A 17,557-nucleotide genomic window follows, 5' to 3' on the forward strand; every position below is an offset into this window, starting at 1 on the left:
CAATTTATTCATTAAAATACTAATCCGGAATATGCTGATTTTCCGGTTTTTTTTATGGATTATTTCTGAGGTGCCTGACAGCAGTGATAATTATACGTTTAGTATTAGCATTGTCACACTGAGCGAAGTCGAAGTGTTTCGCCTAAATAAAAATATTAATTCAAATTTTAAGAATAACTTTTTAATCAAATCTGGAAAAACAGTTTTTATATAAAACTTTCTTAAAAAGTTAACTAAATTTGCCTTTAAAGTAAAAAATATGAAGATGCAGAAGTACTTTTTCTGGGTAGCTATTTTGTTTGGATTTAGTTTGCAGGCACAGCAAAAAACATTTTGTAACCCCATTAATATCGATTACGGATATACCCCGTTTGAGGTTTTTTCAAAACAGGGAAAACACCGCGCAACAGCCGATCCGGTGATTGTGAATTTTCAGAACAAAATGTTTTTGTTTTCCACCAATCAGGAAGGATATTGGTATAGTGATGATATGCTGGACTGGAAATTTGTGAAGAGAAAATTCTTAAGAGACAACAAATATATCCATGATCTGAATGCGCCTGCAGTCTGGGCGATGAAAGATACGCTATATGTTTTTGGTTCTACCTGGGAACAGGATTTCCCGATCTGGAAAAGTACAAACCCCACAAAAGACGACTGGAAAATTGCCGTTGATACTTTAAAGGTTGGCGCTTGGGATCCTGCTTTTCATTATGATGAAGATAAAAATAAATTGTACCTGTATTGGGGTTCAAGCAATGAATGGCCTTTGCTGGGAACAGAAATCAAAACTAAAACATTGCAGTCTGAAGGTTTTGTAAAACCTATTTTAAGGTTAAAACCTGAAGATCACGGTTGGGAAAGGTTTGGAGAATATAATGATAACGTTTTCCTGCAGCCTTTTGTAGAAGGCGCGTGGATGACGAAGCATAACGGAAAATATTATATGCAATATGGTGCTCCGGCAACAGAATTCAGCGGATATTCGGATGGTGTGTACGTAAGCAAAGATCCTTTGGAAGGTTTTGAATATCAGCAGCACAATCCGTTTTCTTATAAGCCGGGAGGTTTTGCAAGAGGAGCGGGGCATGGAGCAACTTTCGAAGATAATTACAAAAATTGGTGGCACGTTTCGACGATATTTATTTCCACAAAAAATAATTTTGAAAGACGACTGGGAATCTGGCCTGCCGGATTTGATAAAGATGATGTGATGTATTGTAATACGGCGTATGGCGATTATCCGACTTATCTTCCGCAATATGCGCAGGGGAAAGACTTCACAAAAGGTTTATTCTCCGGTTGGATGTTGCTGAATTATAATAAGCCGGTTCAGGTTTCGTCAACATTGGGAGGTTATCAACCCAATTTGGCGGTAGATGAAGACATTAAAACGTATTGGAGTGCTAAAACAGGGAATTCTGGTGAGTGGTTTCAGACAGATTTAGGCGAAGTTTCAACCATCAATGCCATCCAAATCAATTATGCGGATCAGGATGTAGAATTTATGGGAAAAACTTTAGGCAAAATGCATCAGTATAAAATCTATGGTTCCAACGATGGTAAAAAATGGAACGTAATTGTGGATAAAAGCAAAAATACAAAAGACGTTCCTCACGATTATGTAGAATTGGAAAAACCTGCAAAAGCAAGATTCCTGAAAATGGAAAATCTGAAAATGCCGACAGGAAAATTTGCGCTGAGCGGTTTCAGAGTATTCGGAAAAGGAGCGGGAAATGTTCCTGCAAAAGTTCAGAATTTCGTTCCGCTGAGAGCTGATGCTAAAAAATATGGAGAAAGAAGAAGTATTTGGATGAAATGGCAACAGAATTCGGATGCCGATGGATATGTGATCTATTGGGGAAAATCTCCGGATAAATTGTATGGAAGTATTATGGTCTATGGTAAAAATGAATATTATTTCACCGGAGCCGACAGAACGGATCCTTATTATTTCCAGATTGAAGCTTTCAATGCCAACGGAATTTCAGAAAGAACGGAGATTTCTAAAGCGGAGTAATTTTTAAGTTAAAGGTGAAAAGTAAAAAGAGCCAAGTGGATGCAGGTAAAGAATATGATTGAGAGTTTAAGATAATCTTGCTAGACTAAACTTCCCGCCTCAAGCCTCCCTCTTCCTGCCATTTAAGTTTATTTAAAATAATTGATAAAATTTAACGAAATTTACCTCACCGAATAAATAACTGAACAGCCATGCAAAAACTTAAATTTATAACCCTATCTCTGGTCTTGCTGCTTTCTTTAAGTTGTAAGAATAATAACGAGGCAGACGATTATCAGAATAATCTTGATAATTCAATTAAAAATATCCATACCAATCTTCAGAAAGAATTAAATACCGATATTCCTTCGCTGAGTGTGTATGTGGTTTCGCCAAAAGGTACTTTTTTCAGTTCCGTAATGGGTTCCAACGGATCTGCGGTGAATAAAAAAACGTATTTCCGATTTGCGAGTAATACCAAAAATTTCACATCAACTGCTATTTTAAATATGATGGAGGACGGTTGGCTGAATCTTGATGATAAAATAACTGCCAATATTCCGGGAACGAGTGTTCCTTACCTTCCAACAGGCGCAGATTGGGAAATCAAATATAAAAATGATATTACAATTCGCCAGCTATTGCAGCATAATGCAGGGATTTATGATCTCACCAACGATACTTCGCAATACAGTGTAGGAGGAAAAACATATGCAGACAATAAATTGGAAACTTCGCCTAATTTCCAGTTTTCAGCAGCAGATTATGTGAAAGTGTTGGCGAATAATAATCTTTCTTACGGTCCGCCAAATACGGTTTATCATTATTCAAATACGGGATTTACAATTTTAAGCGAGATCATTGCTAGAATTTATACTCAGAAATCAGGTACTACAAAAACTTATGGCAATTATATGTATGATAGAATTGTAGGTCCATCTTCCAAAGTTCCTTTGGATATTAAATTTCCTGAACTGGGAACTGAACAGCAATTGCCAGTGTCGTATATTAACGGTTTTATAAAATACACCGACCACTCTGAAATTACAGATAAGAAAAATGCCAGCGCACACATTGGGGAAGGAAATGGAGTAGGTTCTATGGAAATGCTTTCTCAATATATCAGAAGTGTAATGAAAGGTGAAAATGTGCTAACTTCAGCAAGTGCTCAGCTGATGAGAACAAGCAAAGGCCCTGCAACCACAAATAACTACGGCTTGGGATGTGGCTATTTCCCTGGAATTGGCTATGGTCACAACGGTGCCACCGAAGGCTATCTTTCGTTAATGACTTATGATCCTGATACAGATGTTTCCATCATTGTTTTGCTTCCGTTCTGGGATTTGCGAAGCGATGCCAATTTTGAGAAATGTATTATGACTTTAAATACAACAGGTCTGGAAGCCAAGAAAGCTTTAGGATATTAAAAATCAGGCTCATTGAGAAATCAGTGAGCTTTTTTATGATTTAAATTTTTAATAAAATCAGAAATTTTTTGAATTAAAAACTGATCGTTTGGTTCTCTCATCCAGCCCATATGGTCACCGTTAAATTCATAAGACTGATGATTGACTTTATATTGATTTAGAGTTGAATCTAATATTTTCATTTGTGAGATAGGAACCACATGATCCTGAGTTCCATAAAAAGATAATGTGGGAGATGAGGTTTCGTTGATCCAATACACCGGACTTACAAATTTTTCTTTCGGAAGATGATTGTTGATGATTTTTGGGTCGATTAAATGGTTTTCCACAAACGAATAGTCGGTGTATGTTTTAAAACTTTTATCGGAAAGATCAGCAGGCCCTACAATGTTCACCACCGCTTTTATTGTTTTATTTTTATTAAATTGATAAGCATACAACATCGATAAATGCCCGCCCGCGCTGTTTCCCAATAAAATAAACTGTGATTTGTACTTCAGTTCTTTTTCTAAAAATTCCATCGCATTATGAATGTCTTCTGTCTGATTCGGAAGCGCAAAACGATCTTTGGAAGCCAATCGGTATTCGATATTAGCAAAAACACTGTTGGGAAATTTTTCCATCAGATTTCTTGTGAAAAAAGTAAGGTCTGATTTGCTTCCTGCCCGCCATCCGCCACCATGAATGATGATAAAAACCTCCTGATTTTGCTTTATATTTTTAGGAATATATAAATCTAGTTTTTCTTCAGCATATTTGCCATAATAAATATCATTTTGAAAATCGAATGAGATATTATTTTTCAAGTTCAACGTTTTTTCTTTACAACCTGAAAGAAAAAGAATCAAAAACAGAAAAAGAAGAGGTAGTTTTTTCATAGATAATAAAGATAAAAAACTCACCGATACATCGATGAGTTTGTACAAAAATAATTAAATATGAAGAAGGAGATGTTATCTCGTTCTGTTTTTTATAGCATCTGAAGCACCTTCGATGTCTCTTACTTTTTTCACTTTTTGGTTTCCGAAATTGTAAGTAAGACTCACGGTTACACTTCTTCTGTACATGTCATTTTTTACATAATTGTAATTTCCGTTGGCTTGGTAATCTTCAATTTCCACAACATTGGTTCTTAGAACGTCGTTTACATTTACTGCAAACGTCCAGTCGTTCCAGTTTTTCTTGATGCTTAGGTCTAAACTCATTAGGTTTTTCAACATTCCAAGCTCGATTTGCTGCTTATCAACATAGAAAAAATTAGCACCTAAAAACCAAGTTTTCTTTTTATCAAGACGTAAAGTATTGTTACTTGTAATCACCAAACTGGTAGATTTTACTTTGTTGGTGTATACCAATTCTTTGCCATCAATATCTACAAAAGTATCTCCTGTTGTTGGGTCTACAGCCAATGTTCCGTTGTTGATATTGTGCTGAAAACCTGCATTGAAATTCAATGTTAAATATTGCTTGAAGAAAGTTCTCTGAACTCCAACCATTGCAGACATTTCCTGCTTATCTCCAAAATTGGTTCTAATGTAACGAAGCATATTCTGCTCGCTTACTGTTCCGTCTAAAGATTTCACATATCCCTGCAAAGGAACCTGGGTGATTTGATCTTTTACATAAGAGTGATTCAAAATCAAGAAATAAGAATTTTTATACATATACGTCAATTCCTGATTGTAAGTAGAAGAAGCCTTTACGAACGGATTGTTCTGCGTATAATTGTATTCAGAAATATAGTTTCTTACCGGATTTAGTTCCCAGAAACTTGGTCTTCTCATTCTGCTTGAAAATGAGTATGAAATATTATTCTTATCATTAATTGCATAATTTAAGCTTAAATAAGGAAGTAAATTATTATAATTTCTTTCAATTCTGCTGTATTCCGGGGAAGCGTTGTCTGAAGTTCCTAAACTATTGGTAATCTCATATCTTGCCCCTATTTTTCCTGAAAATTTATCTGAAAATTTCTTTTCAAGCGTTAAATAAGCTCCATAAATATTCTCGTCATAGATAAAGTGGTTAGGACTTGCTGAATATATCGCAGTAGGAAGAGGTTTTTGATCTTCATCTGTGAATACGGTAGTAAAGTTTTTGGTATCGTTATCTGTTTTTGTTTTGTTATAATTTCCTCCGATAGAAACTGTGAAGTCATTTTTAAATTTCTGAATATAATCTACCGTTCCCGAAAAATTATTGATTACCTGAGGAATATTTTGAATAATCTGTTTCCCAATGGTTGAGTAATCATTAAAATCACCTGGAACCAACGTTCTGTTATCAGAATACTGGAATCTTCTGTAATTTAAATACGCTGCATTGGCATTCAATTTACTTCCCAAAGAATCAAGCTTAATTTCATAATTCAAATTCACCGAGTTGTTATAATTTCTCGCATCTTCTTTGTTGCTCGTTCTGGTGTAAGTTGTCTTTTTCAGGCTTCCGTCTGTATTATATTCTGTTAATGTATTGAAAAGATTAATGGTTGAATTATAGCTTTTATTGGCCCAAGAATTCCAAGATAAGGCTAAATTGCTTTTGTCATTTAATTGATAATCAATATTTAAATAACCTCCAATGTTTTTATTTGGATCGTCGATATCTCCCACAGATTCATTTTTAACCAAATCAGTTCCGTTTCTTAAAACATAACTCTGTGGCTGAATATTTTCACCACCACTCAAATTAGCACTGATTCCCAGTTTGTTTTTTCTGTAATTTACAGAGAAGCTTGCATTGCTTGCGTTGTATTTATTCTGAGTATTAGACATTCTCATGTTTCCGCTGGTTCCGTCGCTCATTTTTTTCTTCAGAATAATGTTGATGATTCCGTCTGAAGATTCTACCTGAAATTCACTTCCCGGAACCGTAATCACTTCAATTTTCTGAATATTTTCTGCCGGAGTGTTTTTCAAAAACTGCGTTAAAGATTCCGAATCCATATTCGTTTTTCTACCATTGATGTAGATCAGAGCATTATTTTTTCCTGCAATCTTCAACGTTTTATCGTCAGTTGTTGAAAGTAGGGGCGTTTGCTTTAAAATATCAAACGTTGTATTTCCTTTTGTAACGGGCGAAGCAGCAACGTCATACACAAAACGGTCGCTTTGTTTTTTGAAAACCTGCTTGGTTAAGGTTACACCTTCTATGCTTTGAGTTTTTACTGAATCAGATTTTTTTTGTTGTGCAAAAGTGAATCCGCTGAAGAAAAGGGCTGCTATAAGAATTTGAGTTTTCATGACTTTAGTATTTAGAGTGGACTTTTTTTTATTTAATAGCTTGTATTTGTTATTATTTAACATTGCAAAGATATATAATATAATTAGTATTATGCAATACAAAGTACTTAAAATGTTTTTAAATTTATTTTAATCGATTGATTATCAGTGATTAAAATTTCAATTAATTTTTTATGTATTTTGATTTTCTACAATAATAAGACAACCGTAACCCAAAATATGTTACATCAAATATTTAAATTTAATGTCAGTTGAAATTTGAAAAAGGTAATTTATCTGAAATTTAAGGTAAAAAAAAGAACCTTGAAAAAGGTTCTTATATTTTATTCTCTGTCAAAGCGAGCGAGTTTTTTATCAATCCAGATTGTTGCAAAAGGGAAAAATGCGGCGATGAGTGCAAAAACACTGTCTTCATCGTCCCAAACATAAATTTTTCTGATGGAAGGAAGAAACAAAAGATATAGTGTGAAAAAAAATCCATGAATACTTCCGATAGTACTGATGTAAACGATGGGTAAAATACCTTCGGGATCAATACGAATCCACGTCATCGCAGTAAAAAGAAAAAACCAGGAAATCGCCTCTGCCAAACAGATTTGTTTAAACCACTTAATGATTTTTTCCTGAGAATATTTTGAGAAAAATTTGTAGATGAAATCCATAATTGTCAAGTTGTCATTTTCAAGCTTATAGTACAAAAAGAGTGGTAAAAACTTCCATCTTCCAACTTCAAGCCTAAAATTAGACACAAATTTACTTATAAAAACTACTTCCGTCCAAATATTCAAAGACTTCCGGCGGCAACATCGGGCGCACATTCTTACTGTCTTTTATCATGTTTCGGATCTCAGTTGCAGAAAGCTCAATGATAGGAGCCTTTATCAGAGAAATATTTTCATGCTGAAGATATTCCGACTCTTTTTTCTCACCTTCAAAAACTCGCGGATAAACAATGATATGATGATTTTTAATCAAAAGATCGGCATTTTTCCATTTATGAAGATTGCTTAGGTTGTCTTCGCCCATAATTAAGCTAAACGAATAGTCAGGATGTTTTTCATGAAGATACGTTAATGTATCAATCGTATAACTTGGCTTAGGCAAAGAAAATTCTACATTCGAAGCGCGCATTCCCGGATAGTTTTTCACGGCAAGTTCTACCATATCCAATCGATTGTGATCGTTCAGCAATGATTTTTTATCTTTAAAAGGATTCTGCGGACTCACCACAAACCATAATTCATCCATATCCGAATTTTCAAGAATATAATTCGCCAAAATAAGATGTCCGATATGAATTGGGTTAAAAGAACCGAAGAAGAGACCTATTTTTTTCATGTTGAGGTAGCAGATTGTAGGGGCAAGGTTGCAGTTTTACTCACTAAACTTCACATCCTTAATATTCAGATAATGTGTCACATTTCCTTTCCAATGATTTTCCTCTAAAGTAAAGGCTAAATCAAAGTTTTTATTTTTAAAATCTTCGGAAAACTGACCGAGTTTAAAGCCGACACATTCAATATTTCGTCCGGTAGATTCCTGTTTGATGTAGAATTTAAGATGATTATTATCTTTCCCCATCGTTTTTACATAGCCCGCTAATTTCTGATTTTTTAATACAAAAATAGGCTTCATATTATGCGGCCCGAAGGGTGCTAATTTTCTGTGAAAGTTGATAAACTCACGATTAATTTCTTCAATTTCAATTTCAGAATCTATCGTTATGGAAGGTTCTTTTTGATGTTCTTTGATTTTTTCAGAAACCACTCTTTCAAACTTTTCCTTGAAAGCTGCAAACTTGTCTTTCTCCATAGAAAGTCCGGCAGCGGCGTGGTGCCCTCCAAATTTCAGAAAATATTCCGAACACATATCGAGCGCCTCATGCACATCAAAATCTGAAACAGATCTTGCAGAAGCTACCATTTCACCATTATTTCCGTCGGTGAAAACCAAGGTCGGTTTGTAATACGTTTCAATTAATCTTGAAGCCACAATTCCAATTACACCTTTGTTCCATTCAGGATGATAAACAATGGTGGAAAATTTTGTTTCCTGTTGAGATTCAATAATTTGGTTTAACGCGGAAAGGGTAGAGTTCATATCAAGTTCTCGTCTTTCATCATTAAGATTCATTATGTCGCTTACAATTTGATTGGCGTGCTTCAGGTTGTCTGAAACCATCAATTCAACCGCAGCTTTACCATGAGAAATTCTTCCGGCAGCATTAATTTTAGGAGCAATTTCAAAAACGATGTTTGAAATTTCAAAATGAGAAAGTTTGTCTTCAGGAATTAATAATCTTAAACCTAAATTTCTAGTTTTTCTTAAAATTTTAAGTCCCATTTTAGCCAAAACTCTGTTTTCGCCAGTCATCGAAACAATATCTGCCGCAATAGAAATCGCCAGCAAATCTGTGAGTTCAAACAGTTCGGCATCGGGAAGTTTATAAATGGTATTTAAACCTTGGCAAAGTTTGAAACCAACGCCACAACCCGAAAGTTCTTTAAAAGGATATCGGCAATCGCTTCTTTTGGGATCAAGAACAGCAATGGCATCAGGAATTTCATCTCCAGGTAAGTGGTGATCACAAATGATAAAATCAACGTCTAAACTTTTGGCGTAATTAATCATATCGAGTGACTTAATTCCGCAGTCTAAAGCAATGATTAACGAAAAATCATTTTCTTTGGCAAAGTCGATTCCTTCTGTTGAAATTCCGTATCCTTCAGAATTTCGATCCGGAATATAGTAATCTAAATATTTTTTCTCAACAATTTTGCTGAGGTAAAGGTACATTAAGGCTACGGCAGTAGTTCCGTCTACATCGTAGTCGCCGTAAACCAATATTTTTTCTCCATTTTCAATCGCAGTGGCAATTCGCTCTACAGCTTTTTGCATATCTGCCATTAAAAAAGGATTGTGTATATCGTTAAGGTTGGGTTTGAAAAATTCTCTGGCCTTTTGATAATTGTCAATTCCTCTCAAAACGAGGAGTTTAGATTCAAAAGTTCCAAAACCAAGAGACGAACTTAATCCATCCACAATTTCTTCATCGGGTTCGGGCTTGTAAATCCATTTTTGACTCATTTCACAAAAATAGGGAAAAAGTTTCTAAAAGCCTAAGATAAAAAAATCCCTTTCAAATCATTGTTTCAAAATTTTAACTTTAAAATTATCTTCAAAATTATTATCTTCGCGATCCAAATCATTTTAAATATTATAGTATGAAAAAAATTACTGTTTGCCTTATTCTATTAGGCGCTATGCATATTGTGAATGCACAGAAAATCAATCTTGGAAAAGCTGCTAGCGTAGTTTCTAGCGGTGCAAAAGCTTTATCTTTCACCAATGAAGATGCCATTAAATTATCCAAAGAATCTGTAGAGTGGATGGATAAAAATAATAAAGTGGCTGGCCCAAAAGATCCTTACACGGTTCGACTGAACAAACTTTTCGGGAAACACAAATCTCAGGACGGTCTTAACCTTAATTACAAGGTGTATTTGGTAAAAGATATCAATGCTTTTGCTTGTGCTGACGGAAGTGTTCGTGTATTTTCATCGTTGATGGATATTATGACGGATGATGAATTGCTGGCGGTAATTGGTCATGAAATTGGTCACGTTAAAAATCAGGATACGAAAGATGCCATGAAGTCGGCTTATTTAAAAGCGGCGGCTTTGGATGCGGCTTCTTCGGCTTCAAATACTGTTGCAACTTTGAATGACAGCCAAGTCGGAAAAATGGCGAATGCTTTTCTTGATGCTTCTCACAGCAAAAAGCAGGAATCTGAGGCAGACACGTATTCTTATGATTTTATGAAATCAAACGGATATAATGTTGTGGGTGCTTATACAGCATTTAAAAAACTAGCGTTACTTTCCGAAGGTGGCGCGGCTCAGTCTGGATTCCAAAAGATGTTTAATTCTCATCCAGATAGCAATAAAAGGGCAGAAGCTGTTAAGAAAAGAGCTGAGAAAGACGGTTTGTGGAAAGATCCGGGAACCGTTGCTTTGCCAACATCTAAATTGACGAAATAGTTTTAGGCTAAATAATTGAAATAAATAAAGACCTTCCAAAATCATTGTATTGATTGCGGAAGGTTTTTTTGTGATTTTTTATCAACATTTTGATTCTAATTTATTTTACTTTTCTTTTCTTTTCTAACAATAATTCATTCCAATATATTTAAAATTGGACTTTTCAACAAAGTTTTTTGAGCTTTTCAACAAAATCTCATCCTTATTTGAGGTGTAATTTTGCTTTGTAATAATAAAGTAAAATGATACCCAAAATCATCATGAATAAACTTTCAGTTTCACATCCAAAGTTGATATTGAATTCTTACTCAGACAAAAGTATCGAAGGAGAAGTATTGGTGACGGATCATATATTCAGCTATATAATTAAAGGAAAGCATGATGTATGGATTGGCAATAAAAAGTTTTCGTTCGAAGAAAGTGATTTCAGGTTTTTTAAACGAAATCAGCTAACAAAGTCTGTGAAAAATACCAATAACGGAGGTTTTAGATCGGTGGCGGTGCATATTGATCAGGCTACTTTAAGAGAAATGAGCAGTCAATATAAAATTGTGGCAGATGAATTTTATGATAGCAGAGATCCAATTCTTATAAAACCTGATGAAAATCTGAAAAGCTTTGCCGAATCGCTTTTAGCTTATCTTCAAAAACCATATTTAGACGAAAGGATTGCCTTGTTAAAGACTCAGGAGCTTGTTTTGTTATTAATCCAAAATGAGTCGAAAATTAAAAATATTCTTTTTGATTTCAGCGATCCGTGCAAGATAGATCTTGAGGGTTTTATGAATAGCCATTACAGATACAATATTCCTCTGGATAGGTTTGCTTTCCTCACCGGTCGTAGTCTTTCTGCTTTTAAAAGAGATTTCAAAAAGATTTTTGAAATGAGTCCCGGAAAATGGCTTGTTCAAAAAAGATTGGCAGAAGCAAAGTTTCGGATTGAAGAGAAGCTGGAAAAACCTTCTGAAGTTTATTTGGATCTTGGTTTTGAAGATCTTTCTCATTTTTCTTTTGCCTACAAAAAAACATTCGGCTATGCTCCTCGTAAAAAATTGAATCAGTAAAATCAAAATATTTTAAATTAAAAAAAAATGGATGTACAGTTAAAAGGAAAAAGAGCGCTCATTACGGGTTCTAGCTCTGGGCTTGGTGAAGCAATTGCGAAAATGCTTGCTGAAGAAGGCGCCGAGGTAATTATTCACGGAAGAGATAAAAATCGAGCTGAGAAAGTAGCCGATTTAATAAGAAAAGAAGGAGGTTTTGCAGAAGTTGCGATCGGCGATCTTTCTACAGATGAAGGTGCAGATCAGGTTTCAGAAATGGCTTTAAAATCCGGACAGATTGATATTCTTGTTAATAATGCTGGAGCAACTTCTCATAAATCTTGGGGAGAAGCTACGGCCGATGATTGGCTGGATTTGTATAACACCAACGTGGTTTCTTATGTTCGTATGATACAGCGTATTGTTCCTCAGATGAAAAATTTGGGATGGGGTAGAGTGATTCATATTGGGGGAGGTCTTGGCATACAGCCTATCAAAGAACAACCTCATTATAATGCGACGTTGGCAGCCCGACACAATATGTCTGTTTCTCTTGCCAGATCTATTAAAGAAACAGGAATTACTTCTAATGTAGTCTCTCCCGGAGCCATCATGAACCCCATGGTTGAAGAATGGCTTAAAAATGCAGCTCCGAAATTTAATTGGGGAACAGATCCTGAAGAAATTAAATATAAAGCAGTGCAAGAGCTTATTCCGAATGATACAGGTAGATTTGGAGAGCCTGAAGAAATTGCTGGCGCGGTGGTATATCTCTGCAGTCGTTTTGCAGATTACATTAGTGGTTCTGTGTTAAGAGTAGATGGCGGAACGATTCGTTGTCTGTAAATTTCAAAATTTTTAAAATACAAAAGGCTGTCCCGAAAGGCAGCCTTTATATATGAATTTTAATGTTGTTCTTTAAAAATTAAGAATACATTTTTTCTCTTAATTCTTTCACTTTTTTGTCAGCAAGATATTCATCGTAAGTCATTTCTCTGTCGATGATTCCGTTTGGAGTCAACTCGATGATTCTGTTACAGACAGTTGAAAGCATTTCGTGGTCATGAGATGCCAATAAAAGATTTCCTTTGAAGTTAGACAATGAGTTGTTCAACGTTGTGATACTTTCAAGGTCTAAGTGGTTTGTAGGCTCGTCTAATAAAAGAATGTTCGCTTTCTGAAGCATCATTCTGCTGAACATACATCTCATTTTTTCACCTCCTGAAAGTACTTTACAAGATTTCAACGCTTCATCACCTGAGAAAAGCATTCTTCCTAAGAATCCTCTTACGAATTCTTCGTGACGCTCTTCGTCATTTTTAGTGAATTGTCTCAACCAATCAACCAAGCTTAAGTCTTCTTGGAAGAAGTTTGTGTTGTCTAAAGGCATGTGAGATTGGTTAGTTGTAACCCCCCAAGCAACAGTTCCTTTGTCTGCTTCAACATTTCCAGCTAAAATTTCGAAAAATTCTGTGATAGCTAATGAGTTTTTAGACAAAACAGCAACTTTATCACCCTTTTTAAGATTTAAATCGATGTTTGAGAACAGTAATTCTCCGTCTTTTGTTTTTTCAAGACCTTTTACATCTAAAATTTGATCTCCCGCTTCTCTTTCCATTTCGAAAATGATTGCCGGATATCTTCTTGAAGATGGTTTGATATCATCGATGTTTAATTTATCGATCATTTTCTTTCTTGCAGTTGCTTGTTTAGCTTTTGCAACGTTTGAACTAAATCTTGCGATGAAATCCTGAAGTTCTTTCTTCTTTTCTTCCGCTTTCTTGTTAGCCTGAGCTCTTTGTCTTGTCGCTAATTGAGAAGCCTGATACCAGAAAGAGTAGTTACCTGTGTAAAGGTTTAGTTTAGCATAATCAAGGTCACCGATGTGCGTACAAACTGTATCCAAGAAGTGACGGTCATGAGATACAACGATTACCGTGTTTTCGTAGTCTGCCAAGAAATCTTCTAACCAAGAAATTGTATCAATATCAAGGTCATTCGTAGGTTCATCTAAGATTAATACATCTGGGTTTCCGAAAAGCGCCTGAGCCAATAGAACTTTTACTTTGTCCTTATTTTCAAGCTCGCTCATCATTTGCCAGTGCATATCGTCTTTAATACCAACGTTTGAAAGCATTGTTTGTGCATCAGATTCTGCAGTCCAACCTCCCATTTCGTCATAGATTACACCTAGTTCTCCGGCTTTAATTCCGTCTTCGTCCGAGAAGTCTTCTTTCGCATAAAGCGCGTCCATCTCTTCTTTTATCTCGAATAATTTTTTGTTACCTCTCAAAACCGCTTCAAGTACCGTAAATTGATCGTAAGCAAAGTGATCCTGCTCAAGAACAGACATTCTTTTTCCAGGTTCCAAAGATACGTGTCCTGTGGTTGGGTCTTGTTTTCCAGTCAATATTTTAAGGAATGTAGACTTTCCTGCACCATTTGCTCCGATAATCCCGTAGCAGTTTCCTTTCGTAAACATAATGTTTACCTCGTCAAAAAGAACTCTTTTCCCGAATTGTAAAGATAAGTTAGATACTGTTAACATATAGTTTTGTAAATTTGGCGCAAAAATACGAAAAGAATTTGGGTATTTCGCAATAATGTAATAGTCAGGTTTTTAAATGTGGGGTATTTTTTATATATTTCATTAAAGAAATTTTACAATGAAGATTGAAAAGACAGTCAATATATTTAACAAAAGAGCCAGATTCGAGTATGAAATTCTTGAAGAATACGAAGCAGGAATGGTTTTGACGGGTACGGAAATAAAATCTTTGCGTTCTTCCAAGGCATCTATTACAGAATCGTTCTGTCAGTTTATTGATGGGGAATTATACATTATTAATATGACAATTGATGAATATAAATTGGGAACATTTTATAATCACAAAACAAAAAGGGAACGGAAATTGCTCTTGCACAAAAAAGAATTGCAAAAACTCGAAAAAAAGTTAAAAGATGCAGGTAATACTGTAATACCTTTAAAACTATATATTAATGACAGAGGGAAAGCAAAGGTTTTAATTGCGCTGGGTAGAGGTAAAAAGCTTTTCGATAAAAGGGAGAGCATAAAAGATAGAGAAAATAAACGAAACCTGGACAGAATATTAAAGAAAAGTTAAAAATCATTTGAAAAACTTTGTATATAAAGAAAAATTATATTTATTTTGCATTATCAATTATTTAATCATTTAATTCTATGAAAAATCTAAAATTAGGAATTTCAGCATTGGCACTTACTGTTGCTTCTACTGTGTTCGCTCAGACTACCAACAATCCGTGGATGATCGGAGTTGGTGCTCACGCTGAGAACCACACAGCTCAGAGAAACAACTTCAGTAATACTTTTGCTGCAAAAAATTTGACGAAGAATATGTTCAATATGAACAACTTCTCTATTACACCTCCACTATCTAAACTTACAGTTGCTAGAAACGTAGCGAAAGGTTTTGTAGTAGATTGGCAAACTTCTGTTGGTAATGTTGCTAACAAGAGATTTGATATGGGGAAAGAGTTCTTCTTAATGACTGGTCTTGGTTTACAAGTTAAAGCTGCTGGTCTTTTATGGAACGAAGAATCTTGGTTTGATCCATATTTGAGAGTTGGTGCTAACTATTTAAGACATGATTATACTGCACTTACATTCCCAAGAACTGATGTTAATGGGGAAGTAGTAAGTAACGGTGAAAATGGTAACGAAAATGGTAAAGCTAACTTCTTTACAGTTTCTACAGGTGCTGGTGTTAACTTCTGGTTGACTAAAAACTTCGGTTTTGGTGTTCAAGGAGATTATGTATCGACTCCTGGAGATAAATCTTCAGTTGCTAACTTCTGGCAGGCTTCAGCTTCATTGAACTTCAGATTTGGTAACAGAGATAGAGATAAGGATGGTATCTTAGATAAAGACGATTTATGTCCAGATACTCCAGGTCTACCAGAATTCCAAGGATGTCCTGATACTGACGGTGATGGAGTTCCAGATAAAGACGATCAATGTCCAGATGTTGCTGGTCCAGTTGAAAACAACGGTTGTCCTTGGCCAGATACAGACGGTGATGGTGTAATCGACAAAGATGATGCTTGTCCTACTGTTGCAGGTCCTGCTGAAAACAATGGTTGTCCTTGGCCAGATACAGATGGTGACGGTATCTTAGATAAAGATGATGCTTGTCCTACAGTTCCAGGTCTTCCAGAATACAACGGATGTCCTAAACCTAAAAAAGTAACAGCTGAAGAATTAGAGAAAAACTTTGGAAGTGTATTCTTTGATTTCAACAAAGCTACTATTAAGTCTGAGTCTAAAGGAGCTTTAGATGCTGCTGCTGACTTAATTAAAAAAGACGGAGGTAACTATCTATTAGAAGGTAGAACTGATGCTAAAGGTGCTGAAGCTTACAACTTGAAATTATCTAGAGAAAGAGCTGCTGCTGTAGTTGCTGCTTTAGATGCAAGAGGTGTTGATGCTAATGCTCTTAAATCTATCGGTGTTGGTAAAGCTAAAGCTACTGTTCCTGCAACAGCTTCTGATGCTGAAAGACAAGTTGACAGAAAAGTTGTTGTAACTGCTATTGAAGATATGGCTCAGTGGAATGCTATCCAAAAAAGAGATTATGCAGATCCAACTCCAGTAAAAGTTAAAAAAGCTACTAAGAAAAAAGCTCCTGCTAAAAAAGTAGTTAAAAAGAAAAAATAATTAAATTTTTCTAAATATAAATACCTCCAGTTTTCTGGGGGTATTTTTTTTTTGTAGACTTTTAATTAATTTTGTTGAAAATTTAAAAATAAAAATGGGAAGAGCATTTGAATATAGAAAAGCTTCTAAAATGGCCAGATGGGATAAGATGGCCAAAACATTCTCTAAAATAGGAAAGGATATTGCCTTAGCAGTAAAAGCCGGCGGACCAGATCCCGAATCGAATCCTGCATTGAGAAGATGTATCCAGAATGCTAAAGGTGCCAACATGCCAAAAGATAATGTTGAAAGAGCGATCAAGAAAGCAAGTGGTGCGGATGCGGAAAACTATGAAGAGATTACTTATGAAGGGTACGGACAAGGTGGTGTTGCTTTTTTCGTGGAATGTACGACAAATAATACTACAAGAACTGTAGCGAACGTAAGAGCTGTTTTCAACAAGTTTGATGGTAACCTTGGTAAAAATGGTGAATTGGCATTTATCTTCGACAGAAAAGGAATTTTCACAATCGATTTAGCACAAATTAAAATGGATTGGGATGATTTTGAAATGGAAATGATCGATGGTGGTGCTGAAGATGTAGAAAAAGATGATGAGGAGGTGATGATCACAACGGCTTTTGAAGATTTCGGTTCTTTATCTCACAAGTTAGATGAACTTAAAATTGAAGCTAAAAGCGCAGAACTTCAGAGAATTCCAAACAATACAAAAGAAGTTACACAAGATCAGTTTAAAGCAAATATGAAAATGCTTGAGCGTTTTGAAGAGGATGATGATGTACAAAATGTTTATCATAATATGGAAATCACAGAAGAGTTTTTGAACTCTTTATAAAAGATACGTAGCTGCTTGCAGCAGCTCCAATACTTTGCCACGAATACACGAGTTTTTATCAAGGAAGTTTTTTAAAGAAACTTTGGTAATTTATTCGAGTATTCGTGGCTATTTTTATGTTTGTATATTATAATAATAAAAATAACATTCCATTCATATACAGTTTATTTTCAATTAGTTTCTTTGCATAAGAATCAATTGTGAAATCGCCATCAGTGGTAAATTAAAATACTTACAGTAATGGCGATCACATTTGATCGTTTGATAAATATCTG

Annotated in this window: 14 protein-coding genes; 8 read left to right on the forward strand and 6 right to left on the reverse strand. The window is 35.2% G+C overall.

The features are described 5' to 3' along the window. The first annotated feature begins 265 nt into the window (after window positions 1-265). Together OXQ85_RS16100 and OXQ85_RS16105 are read left to right on the forward strand one after the other, a co-directional pair. The gene (locus OXQ85_RS16100) at window positions 266-2,020 is read left to right on the forward strand and encodes a discoidin domain-containing protein (RefSeq protein WP_267405799.1); all 1,755 of its coding nucleotides are present in this window, start codon (window positions 266-268) and stop codon (window positions 2,018-2,020) included. A 191-nt stretch (window positions 2,021-2,211) separates the two neighbouring features. After that, window positions 2,212-3,426 carry a serine hydrolase domain-containing protein gene (locus OXQ85_RS16105; protein ID WP_267405800.1) on the forward strand — a complete coding sequence of 405 codons (1,215 nt, stop codon included), beginning with the start codon at window positions 2,212-2,214 and terminating at the stop codon, window positions 3,424-3,426. Between the two features lie 20 nt (window positions 3,427-3,446). Here OXQ85_RS16105 and OXQ85_RS16110 read toward each other — a convergent pair whose 3' ends face one another. From OXQ85_RS16110 to recJ, 5 genes are all read right to left on the reverse strand, one after another. After that, window positions 3,447-4,232, reverse strand: coding sequence for an alpha/beta hydrolase (locus tag OXQ85_RS16110; RefSeq protein WP_267405801.1), 786 nt, complete (start codon window positions 4,230-4,232; stop codon window positions 3,447-3,449). Window positions 4,233-4,379: 147 nt separating this feature from the next. Then, window positions 4,380-6,668 (reverse strand): TonB-dependent receptor, encoded by a 2,289-nt coding sequence (locus OXQ85_RS16115; protein WP_267405802.1) that lies wholly within the window; start codon window positions 6,666-6,668, stop codon window positions 4,380-4,382. 323 nt (window positions 6,669-6,991) lie between these two features. Then, on the reverse strand, window positions 6,992-7,330 hold the full coding sequence (locus OXQ85_RS16120; RefSeq protein ID WP_267405803.1) for a DUF3817 domain-containing protein: 339 nt from the start codon (window positions 7,328-7,330) through the stop codon (window positions 6,992-6,994). A gap of 91 nt (window positions 7,331-7,421) precedes the next feature. Beyond that, entirely contained in the window at window positions 7,422-8,006 is a 585-nt protein-coding gene (gene nadD / locus OXQ85_RS16125; RefSeq protein WP_267405804.1) for a nicotinate (nicotinamide) nucleotide adenylyltransferase, read from the reverse strand. 36 nt (window positions 8,007-8,042) lie between these two features. Then, window positions 8,043-9,755, reverse strand: a complete 1,713-nt coding sequence (gene recJ, locus OXQ85_RS16130; protein WP_267405805.1) for a single-stranded-DNA-specific exonuclease RecJ — start codon at window positions 9,753-9,755, stop codon at window positions 8,043-8,045. Window positions 9,756-9,892: 137 nt separating this feature from the next. Between recJ and OXQ85_RS16135 the strand changes: the two genes are divergently transcribed. The 3 genes from OXQ85_RS16135 to OXQ85_RS16145 all read left to right on the forward strand — a co-directional run bounded on the left by OXQ85_RS16135 (window position 9,893) and on the right by OXQ85_RS16145 (window position 12,597). After that, window positions 9,893-10,708: a M48 family metallopeptidase gene (locus OXQ85_RS16135; RefSeq protein WP_267405806.1), complete on the forward strand. Its 816-nt coding sequence runs from the start codon at window positions 9,893-9,895 to the stop codon at window positions 10,706-10,708. 260 nt (window positions 10,709-10,968) lie between these two features. Beyond that, entirely contained in the window at window positions 10,969-11,772 is an 804-nt protein-coding gene (locus OXQ85_RS16140) for an AraC family transcriptional regulator (RefSeq protein WP_267405807.1), read from the forward strand. A 27-nt stretch (window positions 11,773-11,799) separates the two neighbouring features. Further along, on the forward strand, window positions 11,800-12,597 hold the full coding sequence (locus tag OXQ85_RS16145; RefSeq protein ID WP_267405808.1) for an SDR family NAD(P)-dependent oxidoreductase: 798 nt from the start codon (window positions 11,800-11,802) through the stop codon (window positions 12,595-12,597). 79 nt (window positions 12,598-12,676) lie between these two features. Here the strand turns inward: OXQ85_RS16145 and OXQ85_RS16150 are convergent, their stop codons facing one another. Further along, window positions 12,677-14,299, reverse strand: a complete 1,623-nt coding sequence (locus OXQ85_RS16150) for an ATP-binding cassette domain-containing protein (protein ID WP_267405809.1) — start codon at window positions 14,297-14,299, stop codon at window positions 12,677-12,679. Window positions 14,300-14,417: 118 nt separating this feature from the next. On the opposite strand from OXQ85_RS16150, the gene smpB reads away from it, so the two are divergent. From smpB to OXQ85_RS16165, 3 genes are all read left to right on the forward strand, one after another. Further along, window positions 14,418-14,876: an SsrA-binding protein SmpB gene (smpB, locus tag OXQ85_RS16155; RefSeq protein ID WP_267405810.1), complete on the forward strand. Its 459-nt coding sequence runs from the start codon at window positions 14,418-14,420 to the stop codon at window positions 14,874-14,876. Window positions 14,877-14,953: 77 nt separating this feature from the next. Beyond that, the gene (locus OXQ85_RS16160) at window positions 14,954-16,447 is read left to right on the forward strand and encodes an OmpA family protein (protein ID WP_267405811.1); all 1,494 of its coding nucleotides are present in this window, start codon (window positions 14,954-14,956) and stop codon (window positions 16,445-16,447) included. A gap of 94 nt (window positions 16,448-16,541) precedes the next feature. Continuing rightward, a complete protein-coding gene (locus OXQ85_RS16165) occupies window positions 16,542-17,282 on the forward strand; it encodes a YebC/PmpR family DNA-binding transcriptional regulator (RefSeq protein WP_267405812.1) in 741 nt (246 codons plus the stop codon). Window positions 17,283-17,557 lie beyond the last annotated feature (275 nt).

Source organism: Chryseobacterium sp. GM_Chr_2 (assembly GCF_026540445.1).
GTDB lineage: Bacteria > Bacteroidota > Bacteroidia > Flavobacteriales > Weeksellaceae > Chryseobacterium.

What these genes read in the sequence shown, in the direction of transcription:
- OXQ85_RS16150 (WP_267405809.1), bottom strand. Translation starts at nt 14,299, where the DNA reads ATGTTAACAGTATCTAACTTATCTTTACAATTCGGGAAAAGAGTTCTT.
- OXQ85_RS16100 (WP_267405799.1), top strand. Translation starts at nt 266, where the DNA reads ATGCAGAAGTACTTTTTCTGGGTAGCTATTTTGTTTGGATTTAGTTTG.
- OXQ85_RS16165 (WP_267405812.1), top strand. Translation starts at nt 16,542, where the DNA reads ATGGGAAGAGCATTTGAATATAGAAAAGCTTCTAAAATGGCCAGATGG.
- recJ (WP_267405805.1), bottom strand. Translation starts at nt 9,755, where the DNA reads ATGAGTCAAAAATGGATTTACAAGCCCGAACCCGATGAAGAAATTGTG.
- OXQ85_RS16140 (WP_267405807.1), top strand. Translation starts at nt 10,969, where the DNA reads ATGAATAAACTTTCAGTTTCACATCCAAAGTTGATATTGAATTCTTAC.
- smpB (WP_267405810.1), top strand. Translation starts at nt 14,418, where the DNA reads ATGAAGATTGAAAAGACAGTCAATATATTTAACAAAAGAGCCAGATTC.
- OXQ85_RS16135 (WP_267405806.1), top strand. Translation starts at nt 9,893, where the DNA reads ATGAAAAAAATTACTGTTTGCCTTATTCTATTAGGCGCTATGCATATT.
- OXQ85_RS16115 (WP_267405802.1), bottom strand. Translation starts at nt 6,668, where the DNA reads ATGAAAACTCAAATTCTTATAGCAGCCCTTTTCTTCAGCGGATTCACT.
- OXQ85_RS16145 (WP_267405808.1), top strand. Translation starts at nt 11,800, where the DNA reads ATGGATGTACAGTTAAAAGGAAAAAGAGCGCTCATTACGGGTTCTAGC.
- OXQ85_RS16105 (WP_267405800.1), top strand. Translation starts at nt 2,212, where the DNA reads ATGCAAAAACTTAAATTTATAACCCTATCTCTGGTCTTGCTGCTTTCT.
- OXQ85_RS16120 (WP_267405803.1), bottom strand. Translation starts at nt 7,330, where the DNA reads ATGGATTTCATCTACAAATTTTTCTCAAAATATTCTCAGGAAAAAATC.
- OXQ85_RS16160 (WP_267405811.1), top strand. Translation starts at nt 14,954, where the DNA reads ATGAAAAATCTAAAATTAGGAATTTCAGCATTGGCACTTACTGTTGCT.
- nadD (WP_267405804.1), bottom strand. Translation starts at nt 8,006, where the DNA reads ATGAAAAAAATAGGTCTCTTCTTCGGTTCTTTTAACCCAATTCATATC.